Here is a 15,539-nt window from a genome sequence, read left to right on the forward strand (position 1 = left end):
CCGGGTTCGTCGCGCGCTGTGCGGAATCTGTCGGGGGGCAGTCGTAGGGTGATGTCGGAGTTGGTGACTGGGAGGTGCGATGCGGGTTACGTGGGATCAGGTGTTCGCGTGGCGGATGCGGCGGCAGTTCGTGGAGCCGCGGGCCAAGGCCGATGCGGTCGAAATCGCGCGGCGGCTGTGCGGCGTGCAGTCGCAGGTCGCCTCCGCCGCGGAAACCGCTGTCGCACTGCGCAGCAGCACGGGCGAGCCGGGGGCGGTGGCGGCAGCCTTGGCGGATCGCACGCTGATGAAAACCTGGACCATGCGCGGCACCCTGCACGCTCTCACTCCTGAGCAGGCCGCCGCCGGCGCGTCGCTCATGGGCGCCACCCGCATTTGGGAAAAGGCCGCCTGGACAAAGAATTTCGGGCCGACCCCCGCCGAGATGGACGCCCTGGTCGAGGCTGTCGGCGAGATTCTCGACAGCGCGGTCCTCACTCGCGACGAGCTGGTCACGGCCCTCGTCGCCGAACCCCGTTTCAAGCGCCTCGAGGATGCCCTCCGCAATAGCTGGGGCGGCCTGCTCAAGCCCTTGGCCTGGCGCGGAGCCCTCTGCTACGGCCCCTCCCAGGGCAATACGGTCACCTTCACCAACCCTGCCCATCTCATCCCCGCCTGGCCCGGCATCCCCGACCCGGATGCCGCCGCCCCCGGCTTCATCGCCGACTACCTGGCCGCCTACGGCCCCGCCACCCCCGAAATCTTCGATGCCTGGCTCACCCGCAACAACCACCGCAAGACCGTGGTCCGCCGCTGGTTCGCCGAGCTGGGTGACCGCCTCACCGAGGTGGACGTCGAAGGCCGCCCCGGCTACATCCTCACCGACCACGCCGACGAACTGGCCGCCATCAAACCCAAACCGATTGTGCGCCTACTGGGTTCGTTCGACCAGTACGTCCTGGGCCCCGGCACCGGCGACGCGGCCCTGCTCCCGTCCGCCCACCGCCCGAAGGTCAGCCGCGCGGCCGGTTGGATCTCTCCACTGGTGGTGGTGAACGGCCGCATCGTGGGCACCTGGGAAACCTCGGGTGAAGAGCTCACCGTCACCATGTTCGACAACGCCCCCGCCCCCATGGCGGAATTGGAGCGCGAGGCCCCGCACGTCGCCCGCGCCCTCGGCCAGTCACAACTGAAAGTTCGTACTGCATAGATAAAGTGCCCCCGCGAGGGATCGAACCTCGGACCCACCGCTTAAGAGGCGGTTGCTCTGCCCGCTGAGCTACGAAGGCCGGAGTAGCGGTGGCCGGATTTGAACCGGCGACCTTTGAGGTATCAGCTCACTGCGCCCACCAGGCTGCGCCACACCGCTGTAGAGGTTGCCCCCCTGCGGAAGGTTGAGGAGTCGAACCCCAACGCCATGACGTCCCTCCGGTTTTCAAGACCGGCTGGCCCCCGCGGGCCGGAACCTTCCCTTCCCGCAGTGTCTTTCGTCCTGCGGTGGATCAAGATTCGCAGACCGTGGCGGGGTCCGGCAAACCATTTTCCGGTCCGGCATGTGCGATCACGGCCGGCCGGGGTCCTCGACCAGGCAGGCGATCCCCCGCTCAGCGTGGGGGCGCTGTCACCCTGGTGAATTCGATCACGACTGATGATCGGTCCCATGCAGCTGTGTCCGTCCCTGTGGGTATTCACGCACCGGCAGTGAATCGTGCAGGCGCAGGTTGCCACCGAGCTTGGTTGCCGCGCGGCTCAATCCGGTGGGCAGGGCATTGACGATGCGGGCGGCCTGGACCAGGGCATGCAGGCCGAACGCGGAGGTGGGTACCAGGGTTTTGGCCGCCCGCATGGCGAATTTCCTGCTGCCGCGCACCGATTCGGCCATGGCCCGCTCGTAGGCGGGGAAGGCGATCCTATGGTCGCCACCGGCGACGGCGAGCTCCCCGGCGAGGGTGTGGGCTCCGACGATCGCCAGGCTGGTGCTGCCGCCGACGGCGGGGCCGGGGCAGTAGGCGGCATCGCCCACGAGCGTCACCCGATCGCGGGACCACTGTTCGAGCCGGAGCTGGGTGATGGAGTCGAAGTAGAAGGCCGCGGTGTCATCCAACTCCGCGAGCCAGCTGTCGACCTGCGGGGCCAGTCCGCCGAAGGCTTCGCGGACGAATCGCTTCTGCTGCGCGGGATCCCGATGGTCGTAGTCGAGCGGGCGTTCGGGCCGGAACAGGAACAGTATCCGGGAATCGGTGAGGCACTCGGCCGTGTAGATCCCGGCGACCCGCCCGACCTCCATGTGGGAGGTGAACTCGCCGGGCACCGCCGCCTCGCGCGGGCCGGAGGCCACCGCCAGATAACCGCCGAGGAAATGCTCGGGCACCGCACCGAAAACCAGGTTCCGGACATTCGATCGCAGCCCGTCCGCGCCGACCACGAGATCGAAGTCGCGGGCCGCGCCACTGTCGAAGCGCACGCGGCCCTCGGGTGAGATGGCGGCGATGGAGTCGCCGAACACATACTCCACATCGTTTCGTGTTGCGTCGTAATAGATTTCGCTGAGGTCGTCGCGCATGATCTCGACATGCCGGTCCGTGGCGGCCTGAAAGATCCGGCTCATGTCGAGGCTGATGCTGCGGCGCGGCGCGTGCAGAACCAGGCGCTCGGTTCCGGTGGCGTGCGCCATGATTCGCGGCAGCACGCCCATCTCCTCGGAGATCCGCATGGACGGCCGGAACAGATCGACCGCGTGGCCGCCGGTCTTGCGTAGCGTCGGAGCCTTCTCGACCACGGTGACGGTGAACCCGTACCGGGTCAGCCAGTAGGCCAGCACGGGCCCGGCAATGCTCGCACCGGAGATGAGGATTCGCATGTCGCCCTCCCTCGACCGACCTCATGGTCGCCCCGGCCCGTGGTGGAAGTCAAGGTCGGTGAACGGGATTCGAATGCTCAGCCGCGCAGGATCGCGCAGGTGGTGGTGGCGTGCGCGTAGAGCTTGCCGTCGTGGGTGCCGAGGATGCGGGCTTCCGCGGTGGCGGTGGTGCGGCCGACGTGGATGGCGGTGCCGATGCAGCGCAGGGCCGGGGTGTCGGACTGGACGGCCCGCAGCAGATTGATGTTCAGCTGCATGGTCGTGTACGCGGTGCCTGCGGGAAGTTTGCTCATGACCGCCGAGCCGAGGGCGGAATCGAGGAGGGTGGCCATGAAGCCGCCGTGCACGGTGCCCATGGGATTGAGCAGGTGATCGCCCGGATCGCCTTCGAAGACGACGGTGCCGTCGCCGACCTCGAGGAGCCGGAAACCCAAGGTGCTCATGATCGATGCTGCCGGGAGCTGTCCGTCCACCAGAGCCTGCAGGATCTCGCGGCCGGTCAGGCCCCGGAGGTCGGGCGTCGTCTCCGGCCGGGGCTGCCAGGTGTGGGTGCGGGTCCGCAGGGCGTGCGTCATGGTCATACCGGCAAACGTAAGGCGGATTTCCGACAACTGAAAGAGGCGGATACGACACCTTTGGTATGGTTTCCGACATGAAGGTGACGGTGCTGGTCGCGGACGGCGTCTTCGACTCCGGGGTGTCGGCGGTGCTCGACGTGCTGCACTCCGCCAATGCGCTGAGTCGCCAAATGGACAGTCCACCAGCCGGTTTCGAGATCCATACGGTAGGCGTGCAGCAGACCGTCCGCACCGGATTGGGGCATCGGATCGATGCCGAACCGCCGCGCGCGGCACGCGATGCCGACATGGTGGTGTTGCCCGCCCTGGCCGAACGCGACCCTTCGCGCCTGCTCGGCAAGGTCGCCTCGCCGCGGCTGCGCCCCATCCGGGAGCTGCTGGCCGAAGCTCGCGCCCGGCAGATTCCGCTCGCGTCCTCCTGCACCGGCACCTTCCTGCTGGCCGAATCCGGTGTGCTCGACGGCTTGCGGGCCACCACCAGCTGGTGGCTGTCGCCGGTCTTCCGTGACCGCTACCCGAAGGTCGATCTCGACGAATCCCGCATGGTCACCAGCTGCGACGGCGTCACCACGGCCGGCGCGGCCTTCAGTCATCTGGATCTGGCGCTGGCCATTGTGGCCGTGCAGAGTCCCGCGCTGGCCGATCTGGTGCGCAGCTATCTCGTCATCGACGATCGCGCGGCGCAGTCCGCGTACGCCATCCCGAGCGCGCTCACCCGATACGACCCGCTGGTCTCGCGCTTCGAGCAGTGGGTGCGCGACCGGCTCGACGATTCGGTGAGCATTGCCGCGGCCGCCCACGACCTCGGGGTCAGCGAACGCACCCTGCAACGCACGGTGGTCCGCACGCTGGGCTGCACCCCGATTCGACTGGTGCAGAACCTGCGTGTGGAGCAGGCCACCCACCTGCTGCGCACCACCGACATGTCGCTGACGGCGGTCGCACGGACCGTCGGCTACGAGAGTCCCAGCGCCCTGCGGATTCTGCTGCGCGACCGGGTCGGCACCACGGTGCGGGAGCTGCGCCGGCACAGCTGATCCTCCTTTCGGAGGACCGAATTCTCAGGGGGCCCTTCAGGGTTGGCCCGGATGTGCCCTGGCGGGGTCGCTTCCTACGGTCGATGCATGCGAATCGTGCCGGCGGTACTCATCGTGATGGCAGTGCTCGGGTCCACCGGCTGCTCGGTGGTGGAGATGGGCGGGCAGCCGCAGGTCCTGGGACCCACCGACGTCGTCTCGCCGGATCGGGTGGACCGGGTGCGCGCGGATATCGACGAGGTGGTGCGGTCCGGAACCGCGGGGATGATCGCCACCCTGACCGAGAACGGGCAGACCGTCACCCTCACCTCCGGGGTATCCGATATCCGCACCGGTGCGCCGATCCCCATGACGCCGCAGCAGGTTCGGGTCGGCAGCATTGCCAAGACCTTCGTCGCGACCATCGTGGTGCAGCTGGCCGCCGAGGACAGGATTCGCCTCGACGAGCCGATCGACACCTATCTGCCGGGGCAGATCACCGGTGACGGCGTGGACGGGCGGCAGATCACCGTGCGGCAGCTGCTCCAACATCGCAGTGGCCTACCGGAATTCAGCAGCGACCCCGAGATCGACGAATACCGCGCGGGGGTGGAGGGGGCCACGATGACCCCGGCCCAGGAGCTGCGGATCGCGCTGCGGCATCCCGCGCAGTTCGCGCCCGGCACCCGGTTCGTCTACACCAACACCAACTACCTCGTGGCGGCCATGCTCATCGAGAAGGTCACGGGCCGAGCGTATTCCGATGTGTTACGGGAGCGCATCACCGACGTTCTGGCCTTGCCGGACACCTATCTGCCGTCGGCCGGTGAGCTCGATATCCGCGGCCCGCACCCGCAGTCGTACGCGACCATCGACGGTGTCCGTACCGATGTCACACGCATCGAACCGTCCGTGCCGTGGGCGGCGGGTGCGCTGGTGTCCACCGGCGCCGATCTCAATCACTTCTATATGTCGCTGCTCGCCGGAAAGCTGGTGTCCGGCAATTATTTACAGCAGATGGTCGCCGGTGATTCCGCGATGGAGGGCACCTCGTTCAAGTACGGCCTCGGCCTCGGTTCGGCCGAGCTGTCCTGCGGCGCACAGTACTTCGGCCACACCGGCGGCATTGTCGGATACCTGACGATCTCGGGTGCGACCCCGCAGGGCCGTGCGGTGACGATCACCTTCACCGAACCGCCCGGAACCCAGCCCGACACGGTGGCCCTGCTCGAGCATGCGCTGTGCTGACCGTCACAGTTTCCGGAACGCACCCTTGTCTACTATCGGCTGTAGTAGACAAGGGTGGGACGAAAGGGGTTGGGGCAGTGCCATACACACAGTGCTGCGTGGTCGGCGGCGGTCCGGCGGGGATGATGGCGGGCCTGCTGCTCGCCCGTGCCGGGGTCGAAGTCATCGTGCTCGAGAAGCGCGGCGACTTCCTGCGTGACTTCCGCGGCGACACTGTGCATCCCTCCACCCTGCGGCTGCTCGAGGAACTCGGGCTGGTCCCGCGGCGGGACTTCCTGGACCTGGTGGCCGGGGCGGCTGCCGCCGAACCGAGCTTCACGCTGTGCATGTCCACCGAATTCACCGGCCTGACAACGGAATCCGGCCGCATCACCGGGGTCGAGCATCGCGATCGCGACGGCGACCTCGAAACTCTTTCCGCGGACCTGATTCTCGCGTGCGACGGCCGGGACTCCGCCGCGCGGACGGCGGCCGGCCTGTGCCACGACCTGCTCGCTGCCCCCATGGGCCGGTTGCCCGTCTGCTACACCGACGGACTCCTCTGTCTCGGCGATGCCGCGCACGCCATGCCCCCGGCCGGTGGCGCCGGGCTCGATCTCGCCATCCAGGACGCGGTGGCCGCGGCCCGCCTGCTCGCCGAACCGCTGCGTGCGGGCACCCTGTGCACCGCCGATCTCGCGCAAGTGCAACGGCGATAGCCTGTGCGCATGCGGACGGAGCGGGAGCAGCGGCTGATCGACACGGTGGCGTGGGTGCGCATTGAGGGCGGGCGCATCCTGTGCGCGCGCCCGCGCGGCAAGGACGTCTTCTATATCCCGGGCGGGAAACGCGAAGGCGCCGAGACCGATCTGGAAACGCTGCTGCGCGAGATCGACGAGGAGTTGACCGTCGCGCTGCTGCCGGACACCGTCACGCATGTCGGCACCTACGAGGCCGCCATCCCGGATGCCCTGGTGCGCATGGCCTGCTACACCGCCGACTACACCGGCACCCTCGCGGCGAGCTCCGAGATCGACGAGATCGCCTGGTTCACCTACGCCGACCGCCCGCAGGTGCCGCCCGTCGACCAGCTGCTCTTCGATGATCTCCGGCAAGCGGGTCTGATCAGCTATTAGAACAAGTTGTTGACAGCTTCCGGTCACCGTGTCTCGGACTACTGGTCTGAATGTAGAACATGTTCTACTGTGATGGGCATAACGTTCCCCATCAGGACATAGGAGTCCACCACCCATGCGTACCGAGATCTGCGATCGGCTGGGCATCGACGTCCCCATCTTCGCGTTCACACACTGCCGCGACGTGGCGGCCGCGGTCAGCAATGCCGGCGGTCTGGGCGTACTCGGCGCGGTCGGCTTCACCGCTGAACAGCTCGAGGTGGAGCTGACCTGGCTCGACGAGCACGTCACCGGCGTCTACGGCGTGGACCTGGTCATCCCCTCCAAGTACGAGGGCAAGGGCGTCGACGGGCTGTCGCCGGAGGAGCTGGAAGCCAAACTGGGCGAACTGGTTCCGCAGGGACACCGGGATTTCGCGGAGCAGATCCTCACCGACCACGGCGTGCCGCACCTGCCGCCGGAGGAGCACCACAACCAGCTGCTCGGCTGGACGGCCACCACCGTCGCGCCGCAGATCGAGGTCATTCTCAAGCACCCCAAGGCCAAGCTGGTCGCGAACGCGCTGGGCACCCCGCCCGATGACGTGATCAAGCAGATCCAGGACTCCGGCCGCCTGATCGGCGCGCTGTGCGGCTCGGTCAAGCACGCGCTCAACCACAAGAACGCCGGACTCGACTTCGTCGTCATGCAGGGCACCGAGGGTGGCGGCCACTGCGGCGAGGTCTCCTCGATGGTGTTGTGGCCGCAGGTGATCGACGCCATCGGCGATATGCCCGCGCTGGCCGCCGGCGGTATCGGCAATGGCCGTCAGGTCGCGGCCGCCATGGCCATGGGTGCGGCGGGCGCGTGGACCGGCTCGTTGTGGCTGACGGTCGAGGAGGCCAATGTGCCGCCCGCGCAGATGCAGACCTACATCGACGCCACCAGCCACGACACCGTGCGCTCGCGCTCGTGGACCGGCAAGCCGTGCCGCATGCTCAAGAACGACTGGACCGAAGCCTGGGAACAGGCCGACACCCCCAACCCGCTGCCCATGCCGCTGCAGATGATGGTGGCGCTGGACGGTGTCAAGCGCGGGCACCGGTACCCGGAGGCCGCCAAGGACGTGAACTTCAATCCGGTCGGTCAGGTCGTCGGCATGATGAACAAGGTCGAGCGTTCGGCCGACGTCGTGCAGCGACTGATCACCGAATACCTCGAGTCCTGCGAGCGCTTGAACAAGCTCAACAACGCGTAACCCGAGCACCCGGGATCGCCGCGTCGCCGCATGGTCGGCGGCGCGGCGATTTTGTTGGTCGACGGTCCGGGTGCCGGCGGTCCGGGCGCGTTACGGTGGGAGCGTGCCGAAGGTCCAGCGGATTCTGCGGGCCGCGTATTACGCGGTCGCGGCGCTGCCGGTTGCCTTCGCACCCACGGGAGTTCGGGCGCGGGTGACCCGGCGGGTGTTCCAGCGGCCGTTCGCGCTGGCCGCACCCGGGATCGGGCGGACCACCGCGCATACGCTGCTCGCCGCCGCGGTGGGGCTGGTGGCCTGGTTGGTCGTATTCCTGGCGACGATCGCGTTCGTTCGCGGTGTCGCCTATCCGCTGTTCGGTGCTGACGGGTACGAACATTCCTGGGGCGGGCCCACATTGGCCGGGGCGTGGGCGGTGCACGCCGCGCTGGGTGTCGGTCTGCTGCCGGTGTGGACCGTGCTGCTCGCGGGCATCGGCCTGCTGCAACTGCGGCTCGTTCACCGAGTGCTCGGCCGGAGCGGACCGTGGTGGCCCGTTCCGATCGCGGTCGCGCTATTCCTGGGCGGCGTAGTGTTTTTCATAGCGTGGTTGCATCAGATCTGAGCGCGTCCTACGGCGTGTCGAACGTGTCGCGCCGAAATCATCTGCGATTCCGCTGTTCTCGATCTTGACGAGCCGCACTATGGAGGTAGCGTCACGTTCGCGGACAGCCCCGAGAAGTGCGGGCGGCGTGTGAGCCCGGTCTCCGAACCGACGGTGTGGCTTGCTGTTTCGGGTAGTGGATTGCGACGGTGGTCGGGATATGTTGCAGAAGAAGCAGTCACGCACCCGGAAGCTCGTCGCAGCACTGGTGTCGATCCTCGTCGCCGTGGCCGTGGCGGTCGTCGTCGCCTACCTCGAAAAGGGGTCCGATACCGGACAGGGCGCGCCCACCGCGCCCGACAGGGTCCCGGTGTCGAGCAAGGACGTCACCGACATGCTCGCGAAACTGGCTGTCGCACAGGAAGCGCCGATGACCGGCTACAGCCGGGAGAAGTTCCCGCACTGGGACACCAACAAGGCCGAGCACGGTTTCGGCGATCAGTTCACGCAGTACGCCAAGTGCACGACGCGCGAGGTGATGATGCTGCGCGACGCCACCGGCGCGGTGACGCTGGACGCCAAAACCTGTGAGCTGAAGGTCGGTTCCGGCGGCGGCTGGCGAGATCAGTACGGAGTCCTGGACAAGAAGACCGGGAAACTCAAGGAGTACAAGTTCATTACCGACCCCTCGGGGGTGGACGCCGAGCACATCGTCCCGCTGGCCGAGGCGTGGCGCTCGGGCGCGGACAAGAAGGACGAGGCCACGCGGCGCGGCATCGCCAACGACGCCATCAACCTGGTGGCCTCGGATCCGACGGCCAATCGCTCCAAGGGTGATCAGGACGCGGCGAACTATCTGCCGCCCGGAAAGTTCCGGTGTGCCTATGTCTATCGCTACATCAACATCAAACTAAAGTATGGATTGACCGTCGATTCCGCTGAACAGGCTGCGCTGCGCACCGCCGTGGACACCTGTGTTCGTGAAGGAGGGTTCGGATAATCGAGATCATCGCGATCTATGCCGACGCCGCCGTCATGACCGAAGAAGAGGGAACGGTGTCCGGGGAGCTCGATGTCGCCGTCGACGAGACGGGCAAGGGCCTGGTTCGCTACCGGGGCACCGAAGTCTGGTACACCATCGGCAATCTCGAAGGTGAGCCGCCGCGCGTGTGGGAGACGGCCACCGAGCTCGCGGACGCGGTGGAAGCCGAGGCCGGGGTGCGGGATGCCGTCGGCAATGTGATCCCGTTCGAGGCGTGAGGCTCGTTCAGGCGCCCGGCCGCCGGTGAATTGCCCGGCGGCCGTGGTCGACCCGATCCGCGGTCGTTCAGCCGCGGGTGGGGGCGTGCAGCGCCTCGGCGCGCTGCTTGACACCTGCGGTCATGCCGCCGAAGCCGCGGCGCAGGGCGGAGCCGAGCAGCCCGCCGACGATCGGGGCGACCGGGCCCTCGAGCTGGAAGTGCGATTCATACCGTGTGCGCCCGTCGCCGAGATCGGTGATCGTGTGCGAGCGGTGGCTGCGCAGCAGGCCCAGCGGCGCGGGCTTCATGCTGTAGCTGAATTCGTGGCCGGGTGTGCAGGATCGGATGTACTCGCGCTGTGCGCGCGGCGTGGACCCGATGAGCACCACCTGCATGTCGATCGGCGTGCCCGGTTCCAGGGTGGTCGCGCACGCGGGGACGAAGGGGTTCCACTCGCCGTACTTGTCCACGTCGGTGAGAACCTGCCACACCAGTTCGGCGGGGGCGTCGATGTCCACGGTGATGTCGATGACGAAGGCCATGCGAGCACAATACTGAAACGAGTTCTACTGTCGCATCCTCGTGATCTGTCGGTCATCTAAAACGAACGACCGTTCTTGACAATGGGTGTAGTCGAGGTGAACACTCGAAGCTAAGCGGAGGTCGCACCTCCTATTCATGAGTCGAAGTTGCTTCTGTAAGGCAGATTTTCGATGACTGTCATCACCACACAGCAGCCCGGCGTCGTGTCGCTGCGTGATCGGCGCGCCCACGACCCCGCCCTCACCGGCGCCAAAGCCGCATCGCTGGCGCGAGCCGCCGGACAGGGACTGCCCGTTCTCGACGGATTCGTGCTCACCACCGCCTGGCCCGGACGCGGCGATCCACCCGAAATCGCTTGGCGCAGACTGTCGAAGGGCGGTGCGCGGGCGCTGGTCGTGCGCTCGTCCTCGGTGGCCGAGGACAGCGCCGAACATTCCATGGCCGGCATGTTCACCTCGGTGCTCGATGTCCGGGGGTGGGAGCAGTTCCGGGCGGCGGTCGCCGAAGTGCGCGCTTCGGCGGCGAGCGTCGCGGACTCCGGATCGGGGGAGCCCGGCGCCGCGATGGCGGTGCTCGTGCAGCCATTCCTCCGAGCCGCCTGGGGCGGAGTGCTTTTCACCGCCGACCCGGTGAGCGGGCGACGCGACCGCATGGTCCTCACCGCGGTGCGCGGCGGACCCGATGTGGTGGTCGGCGGCATGGACGCGGGATGGACGGCGAGCGTGACCCGCGGCGGCCGGATCGGCGAGGTGCTCGCCACCGACGGCCCGATGCTGCCGAACAGCCTGCGGCGCATGGTGGTTCGCCTGGCCGTGCGCGCCGAGCGGGTCTTCGGCGGACCCCTCGATATCGAATGGGCCATCGACGCCAACGGGAATCCCATTCTGCTGCAGGCGCGTCCGATCACCGCGATCCACGGACCCGGCGAGGGCGTGATCCTCGGGCCCGGACCGCTGGCTGAAACCTTCCCGGATCCGCTGCGCCCGCTGGAACAGGATCTGTGGCTCACACCGCTCGACGACGGCTTGCGGGTGGCCCTCGATCTCGCCGGTTCCGCCTCCGCCCGCCGCCTGCGCGGGGCACCCGTGGCGCGCGCGGTCTCCGGCATCGCCGTCGCGGATCTGCAAGCGCTGGGCGTGGTTCCGCAGCGTGGGGGAGTGCTGCGCTGGATCGATCCTCGCCCCGGTGCCCGAAAGCTCGGGGCCGCGGTGCGGGTCGGCCGGCTCGCGGCCGCCCTGCCCGAACTCGGCCGCCGCGTCTGCGAACGCGTCGACACCGATCTGGCCGAGGTCCCGCCCCTGCACGAACTCCGCAATGACAACCTCCTGGACCTGTTGCAGCACACCCGAACCGCCCTCACCAGCCTGCACGGCTACGAGGCGCTGGCGGGCATGCTCGGCACCGACCGGCGCCCGGCCCCCACCGGGGCGGCCATGGCGCTGATCGCCCTGGCCGATGCCCAGGCCGCAGGACTGTCCGCCGAACAGCCGGTCGAGGAATACCCGGTGCTGCTGGCCCTGACCCCGCCCCGCATCGGCGGCCCGCTCGGCTCAGTGCTCCCGGACTCGCTCGAAAACACCAGGCCCGCACCGGCTCCCCGTGAACGCGAGGTCGAGCTGGGCGAGCGCTCCGTCCCCTCTGTGCATGAAAATGCCTTCACCGCAATGGGTTCGGCGGGGGACCGCAACGGTGCCGGCGAGTTCGACGCCGGAGGCTTCGGTGAGCTGTCACTGATCCGGGAGGCGCTGCGGCTGCGGGTGCGCTGGGTGCAGGAGCTGGGTGCGCGGGCGGCCGTGGAACTCGGGCGCCGGTTGAGCCTGGCGGGCCTGCTCGCCGATCCGGCGGCGGTCGCGCTGCTGTCGCTCGGCGAGTTGCGCGCCGCTGTCACACGGCGGCGAGTGCCCGCCGATCTGTCCGATCGCGCTGCGCCCGAGCAGGTTTCGGTACCCGATCGGTTCCGTCTGAGCGCGGACGGAGTCCCCGTGCCGGTGCGCCGATCCACCGGGTCGGCCACGCACGGCGTCGGCGCGGGCGGTGGCAGCGGACGCGGCGTCGTCCACATGGGTGACCGTCCGCCCGCCGGATCGGTGCTGGTGGTTCGTCATCTGGATCCGCGCCTGGCGACCGTCGTGCCCCGGCTGGCCGGGCTCATCGCTGAAACCGGCAGTCCGCTCAGCCATGTCGCCATTCTGGCCCGGGAGCATCGAGTGCCGGTGATCGTCGGCTACGCCGATGCCACGCGGCGGCTGCCGGACGGTGCGCTGGTCGAACTCGACGGGCGCACCGGAGAGGTGCGGGTGCTGCCCGGCAATGAAGGAGGGCTGTCATGATCGCACGGCGCATCGGGGTGCTGCTCGCACTCGGCACGGTAATTGCCACGGGTGCGTACGTTTTCGTGTACCTGTACCGCTGGGAGTGGAATCGCGCCATCCTGTCGGCGACGGTGTTCATCGCGGCGGAGGTGGCGCTGGTCGCCATGCTGCTCACCAATCGGCTGCGCGATGTGCAGAACCGCCTGGACGGCAATCCGGATCGGCAGCGCACCGCACGCATCGTCCAGGCCGCCTCGCCGCCGCCCCGCGTCACCTTCGGCTGGCTCGCGGGCAGACCGGATCGGCTCGGAGTGTTCGTGCCGGTGCTGCTGGCCGGGGGAGTGCTGCTGACCGGCCTCGCCTGGGTGGTCGAGCGGATCGCCCGCGTGACAGCCGGACCCGCCGTGGACCGGCGCATCATCACCGGCCTGGATCGATTGCAGTTGCCGCCCAACGGTTTTCTCGCCCCGATCGGCGACGGCACCCGGCTGTTGCGCGGACCCCTGGTGCGGTAGACCATGACCCGCGTGCGTGCCGTCCTGTTGACGGCGGTGCTCGCCGCTGTCCTCGTCGGCGGCATCATCGGGCTGTCCGGCTCCATGAAGTTCCACACCGACCGCGGTGATCCCGGCAGTCGCACCGTCGTCACCTTCGACGCGGACGCTCGCACCGCCCGCGCCGAGGACCCCGCGCTCACCCTGTGGAAGGAATGCCACAGTCACGTCAACCACGTCCGAATCGTCTCGGGGCCAATCGAATCCGCCGGCAGCTGGACAGTGGTGGTCGAGCCCGCCCTCGGCATCCACACCGAGCGCCGCCTCGTCGGCTGCCTGCGCGACCTGACCGCCGACGGCATCACCGGACGCGACGTCGACACCCACCGCACGAACGGATGACCTCGGCCCTCGGGTATTCCCTGAGCCCGATGTCGTTCCGGCGGAGGATGCCCGACCCGCCGGCGCACACCTATCGTTCGAGCATGACGCAGCCGAATGCGGTGCCGCGCCTGGTGGAACTCGACGCTCTGCGCGGATTCGCCCTCGGCGGAATACTTCTCGTGAACATCGTCCCCATGTCCGGCCTCGGCGGCGACGGCGGCGGCTTCGCCCTCGGCCTGATGGAGGCGGTGTTCCACAACAAGTTCTACGTCCTGTTCTCCTTCCTGTTCGGCTACTCGCTGACCATGCAGTTCCGCTCCGCCCAGCGTGACGGCGCCAACGCCCGCGCCCGCACCGTCCGCCGCTGTCTGGCGCTCATCGCCATCGGCCTGGTGCACATCGTCTTCTTCTGGATCGGCGACGTCCTGTTCGGCTACGGCGTCATCGGCTTGATCCTGTTGCTGCTGAGCCGTTTACGGCCCAAGGCCGCACTGTGGGTGGCAGGTGTGCTGTACGCGATCGGCGTCGCGGCCATCTCCATCCTGAGCCTGCTGGAATCCTCCGATTCCGGCCCCTCCGCCGTCGACACCACGCGCGGAGTCGAAGCCCTGCGGGCCGGCTGGGGCACCGCCGCGAGCTGGCGGTGGGACCTGTTCACCGACAACTTCCTGTTCTTCCTCCTCTACGGCCTGGTCAATATCCTGCCCCTGTTCCTGCTGGGCATGGCCGCGGGCAAGGCCCGCGTGCTCGAGGACCCCGCCCGCTACCTGCCGGTGCTGCCGCGCATCCAATGGATCGGATTCGGCATAGGCGCACCGGTTTCCATAGCCGTCGCCGCAACCCACTGGCTCCCCCTGGCCGGACCGCTGACCCTCAGCGCACCCCTGCTCTCCGCCGCCTACGCGGCCACCCTGCTGCGCGTCATCCACGCCAGACCGCGGGTAGCCGACATCTTCGCGCCTGCAGGCACAATCGCCGCCACCACCTACCTGACCCAGTCCCTCGTCACCGCAATCCTGTTCACCGGCTACGGTTTCGCCCTCGCCGGCCATCTCTCCGCAGCGGCCGCCCTGACCGTGGCCCTGGCCATCTACGCCCTCCAACTCCTTGCCGCCCGCCACTGGACCCGCCACCACCGCTACGGCCCCATCGAATGGCTCCTCCGCGCAGCCACCTACGGCCCCAACCACTTCCGCCGCCCCTCCACTACGGTCGTCTCATGACCCCGGCCGAACGCTTCCCGCGCCTCTACGCCCCCGCCCGCTGGGAGTGGGGCGGCCTGGACGTCCAGTTCTCCACCGACCTCCCACCCGACCACCTGATCACCAACATCCACGTCATCAGCTTCGTGGGCGACCGCATAGTCCTGTGCCGCGACGACCGCGACATCTGGATCGTCCCCGGTGGCACTCGCGAAGCCGGAGAATCGGTGCAGGACTGCATAGTCCGCGAACTGTCCGAAGAAGCAGGCGCCACCCTGGCCGGCCCCGCCACCTGGATCGGCGCCCACCACGCCATCAGCGACCACCCGGCTCCCTACCAGCCCTGGCAACCCCACCCCCGCAAAGCCTGGCTCTGGTGCACGGCCGAGGTAGCCCTCACCGGCACCCCCACGAATCCGCAAGGCGCCGAGCAAATCCTGGAGGTCCGCGCCTTCGCCCTCGACGAGGCGCTCCGGTTCGCCGAGACGGACGGCCCGCACATGCCCGAACTGCTCACCTTCGCAACGGAACTCCACTTCCGGAGTTAGTTCGGGGAAAGGGCGCGGTAAGGACGTGCACGCATGCTCTTCTCATCGAACTCCACCGGGAAGTTCGATGACAGAAGGAGCAGATCATGGAGATCGTCATCTTCGCCATTGCCAAGGCCATCGGCTTCGCGGTGTCCACACTCGTCGAGGAGGTGCTCGAGGACTTTCTCGACTGACGTCGGGTTCGAATCATGGTCCCGTG

General features: G+C 68.2%; 16 protein-coding genes, 3 tRNA genes and 1 pseudogene. 14 read left to right on the forward strand and 6 right to left on the reverse strand.

All coding sequences use genetic code 11. The annotated features are described in order from the left end of the window. Positions 1-79: 79 nt before the first annotated feature. A complete protein-coding gene (locus H0264_RS21655; protein WP_181579223.1) occupies positions 80-1,189 on the forward strand; it encodes a winged helix DNA-binding domain-containing protein in 1,110 nt (369 codons plus the stop codon). Between the two features lie 6 nt (positions 1,190-1,195). Here H0264_RS21655 and H0264_RS21660 read toward each other — a convergent pair. From H0264_RS21660 to H0264_RS21680, 5 genes are all read right to left on the reverse strand, one after another. Next, positions 1,196-1,268, reverse strand: a tRNA-Lys gene (locus H0264_RS21660). Between the two features lie 5 nt (positions 1,269-1,273). Beyond that, positions 1,274-1,348 (reverse strand) — tRNA-Ile (locus H0264_RS21665). Between the two features lie 18 nt (positions 1,349-1,366). Further along, a tRNA-Ser gene (locus H0264_RS21670) sits at positions 1,367-1,450 on the reverse strand. Between the two features lie 168 nt (positions 1,451-1,618). Further along, the gene (locus H0264_RS21675) at positions 1,619-2,839 is read right to left on the reverse strand and encodes an FAD-dependent monooxygenase (RefSeq protein ID WP_181579224.1); all 1,221 of its coding nucleotides are present in this window, start codon (positions 2,837-2,839) and stop codon (positions 1,619-1,621) included. A gap of 77 nt (positions 2,840-2,916) precedes the next feature. After that, on the reverse strand, positions 2,917-3,420 hold the full coding sequence (locus H0264_RS21680; RefSeq protein WP_220139805.1) for a PaaI family thioesterase: 504 nt from the start codon (positions 3,418-3,420) through the stop codon (positions 2,917-2,919). Positions 3,421-3,491: 71 nt separating this feature from the next. Here H0264_RS21680 and H0264_RS21685 point away from each other — a divergent pair, with 71 nt between their 5' ends. The 8 genes and pseudogenes from H0264_RS21685 (at position 3,492) to H0264_RS21720 (ending at position 9,873) form a co-directional block, all read left to right on the forward strand. Continuing rightward, complete coding sequence (locus H0264_RS21685) at positions 3,492-4,454, forward strand: GlxA family transcriptional regulator (protein WP_181579225.1); 963 nt, start codon at positions 3,492-3,494, stop codon at positions 4,452-4,454. Positions 4,455-4,541: 87 nt separating this feature from the next. After that, positions 4,542-5,681 (forward strand): serine hydrolase domain-containing protein, encoded by a 1,140-nt coding sequence (locus H0264_RS21690; RefSeq protein WP_231085810.1) that lies wholly within the window; start codon positions 4,542-4,544, stop codon positions 5,679-5,681. A 77-nt stretch (positions 5,682-5,758) separates the two neighbouring features. After that, positions 5,759-6,376 (forward strand): annotated as a pseudogene (locus tag H0264_RS21695) (FAD-dependent monooxygenase); the annotation flags it as partial. Between the two features lie 12 nt (positions 6,377-6,388). Then, on the forward strand, positions 6,389-6,796 hold the full coding sequence (locus H0264_RS21700; protein WP_181579228.1) for an NUDIX hydrolase: 408 nt from the start codon (positions 6,389-6,391) through the stop codon (positions 6,794-6,796). Between the two features lie 115 nt (positions 6,797-6,911). Then, a complete protein-coding gene (locus tag H0264_RS21705) occupies positions 6,912-8,033 on the forward strand; it encodes an NAD(P)H-dependent flavin oxidoreductase (RefSeq protein ID WP_181579229.1) in 1,122 nt (373 codons plus the stop codon). A 103-nt stretch (positions 8,034-8,136) separates the two neighbouring features. Beyond that, positions 8,137-8,634 carry a hypothetical protein gene (locus H0264_RS21710; protein ID WP_181579230.1) on the forward strand — a complete coding sequence of 166 codons (498 nt, stop codon included), beginning with the start codon at positions 8,137-8,139 and terminating at the stop codon, positions 8,632-8,634. Positions 8,635-8,833: 199 nt separating this feature from the next. Further along, positions 8,834-9,613, forward strand: a complete 780-nt coding sequence (locus H0264_RS21715) for an HNH endonuclease family protein (RefSeq protein ID WP_181579231.1) — start codon at positions 8,834-8,836, stop codon at positions 9,611-9,613. Positions 9,614-9,648: 35 nt separating this feature from the next. Continuing rightward, positions 9,649-9,873 carry a hypothetical protein gene (locus H0264_RS21720; protein ID WP_181579232.1) on the forward strand — a complete coding sequence of 75 codons (225 nt, stop codon included), beginning with the start codon at positions 9,649-9,651 and terminating at the stop codon, positions 9,871-9,873. A 67-nt stretch (positions 9,874-9,940) separates the two neighbouring features. Here H0264_RS21720 and H0264_RS21725 read toward each other — a convergent pair whose 3' ends face one another. Next, a complete protein-coding gene (locus tag H0264_RS21725) occupies positions 9,941-10,396 on the reverse strand; it encodes an SRPBCC domain-containing protein (protein WP_181579233.1) in 456 nt (151 codons plus the stop codon). A 171-nt stretch (positions 10,397-10,567) separates the two neighbouring features. On the opposite strand from H0264_RS21725, the gene H0264_RS21730 reads away from it, so the two are divergent. The 5 genes from H0264_RS21730 (at position 10,568) to H0264_RS21750 (ending at position 15,337) form a co-directional block, all read left to right on the forward strand. Beyond that, complete coding sequence (locus H0264_RS21730; protein WP_181579234.1) at positions 10,568-12,727, forward strand: PEP/pyruvate-binding domain-containing protein; 2,160 nt, start codon at positions 10,568-10,570, stop codon at positions 12,725-12,727. Further along, entirely contained in the window at positions 12,724-13,224 is a 501-nt protein-coding gene (locus tag H0264_RS21735) for a hypothetical protein (RefSeq protein ID WP_181579235.1), read from the forward strand. Before H0264_RS21730 ends, H0264_RS21735 begins: the two co-directional genes overlap by 4 nt. A gap of 3 nt (positions 13,225-13,227) precedes the next feature. Then, positions 13,228-13,605: a hypothetical protein gene (locus tag H0264_RS21740; protein ID WP_220139806.1), complete on the forward strand. Its 378-nt coding sequence runs from the start codon at positions 13,228-13,230 to the stop codon at positions 13,603-13,605. Between the two features lie 83 nt (positions 13,606-13,688). Continuing rightward, complete coding sequence (locus tag H0264_RS21745; RefSeq protein WP_181579237.1) at positions 13,689-14,810, forward strand: DUF418 domain-containing protein; 1,122 nt, start codon at positions 13,689-13,691, stop codon at positions 14,808-14,810. Beyond that, positions 14,807-15,337 carry an NUDIX hydrolase gene (locus tag H0264_RS21750; protein ID WP_181579238.1) on the forward strand — a complete coding sequence of 177 codons (531 nt, stop codon included), beginning with the start codon at positions 14,807-14,809 and terminating at the stop codon, positions 15,335-15,337. The genes H0264_RS21745 and H0264_RS21750 overlap by 4 nt, the downstream gene beginning before the upstream one ends. Positions 15,338-15,539: the final 202 nt, after the last annotated feature.

Origin of the sequence: Nocardia huaxiensis (assembly GCF_013744875.1) — a bacterium.
In the GTDB taxonomy this organism is placed as follows: domain Bacteria; phylum Actinomycetota; class Actinomycetes; order Mycobacteriales; family Mycobacteriaceae; genus Nocardia; species Nocardia huaxiensis.

What these genes read in the sequence shown, in the direction of transcription:
- H0264_RS21740 (WP_220139806.1), top strand. Translation starts at nt 13,228, where the DNA reads ATGACCCGCGTGCGTGCCGTCCTGTTGACGGCGGTGCTCGCCGCTGTC.
- H0264_RS21705 (WP_181579229.1), top strand. Translation starts at nt 6,912, where the DNA reads ATGCGTACCGAGATCTGCGATCGGCTGGGCATCGACGTCCCCATCTTC.
- H0264_RS21690 (WP_231085810.1), top strand. Translation starts at nt 4,542, where the DNA reads ATGCGAATCGTGCCGGCGGTACTCATCGTGATGGCAGTGCTCGGGTCC.
- H0264_RS21675 (WP_181579224.1), bottom strand. Translation starts at nt 2,839, where the DNA reads ATGCGAATCCTCATCTCCGGTGCGAGCATTGCCGGGCCCGTGCTGGCC.
- H0264_RS21655 (WP_181579223.1), top strand. Translation starts at nt 80, where the DNA reads ATGCGGGTTACGTGGGATCAGGTGTTCGCGTGGCGGATGCGGCGGCAG.
- H0264_RS21750 (WP_181579238.1), top strand. Translation starts at nt 14,807, where the DNA reads ATGACCCCGGCCGAACGCTTCCCGCGCCTCTACGCCCCCGCCCGCTGG.
- H0264_RS21735 (WP_181579235.1), top strand. Translation starts at nt 12,724, where the DNA reads ATGATCGCACGGCGCATCGGGGTGCTGCTCGCACTCGGCACGGTAATT.
- H0264_RS21725 (WP_181579233.1), bottom strand. Translation starts at nt 10,396, where the DNA reads ATGGCCTTCGTCATCGACATCACCGTGGACATCGACGCCCCCGCCGAA.
- H0264_RS21745 (WP_181579237.1), top strand. Translation starts at nt 13,689, where the DNA reads ATGACGCAGCCGAATGCGGTGCCGCGCCTGGTGGAACTCGACGCTCTG.
- H0264_RS21715 (WP_181579231.1), top strand. Translation starts at nt 8,834, where the DNA reads ATGTTGCAGAAGAAGCAGTCACGCACCCGGAAGCTCGTCGCAGCACTG.
- H0264_RS21700 (WP_181579228.1), top strand. Translation starts at nt 6,389, where the DNA reads ATGCGGACGGAGCGGGAGCAGCGGCTGATCGACACGGTGGCGTGGGTG.
- H0264_RS21680 (WP_220139805.1), bottom strand. Translation starts at nt 3,420, where the DNA reads ATGACCATGACGCACGCCCTGCGGACCCGCACCCACACCTGGCAGCCC.
- H0264_RS21730 (WP_181579234.1), top strand. Translation starts at nt 10,568, where the DNA reads ATGACTGTCATCACCACACAGCAGCCCGGCGTCGTGTCGCTGCGTGAT.
- H0264_RS21720 (WP_181579232.1), top strand. Translation starts at nt 9,649, where the DNA reads ATGACCGAAGAAGAGGGAACGGTGTCCGGGGAGCTCGATGTCGCCGTC.
- H0264_RS21685 (WP_181579225.1), top strand. Translation starts at nt 3,492, where the DNA reads ATGAAGGTGACGGTGCTGGTCGCGGACGGCGTCTTCGACTCCGGGGTG.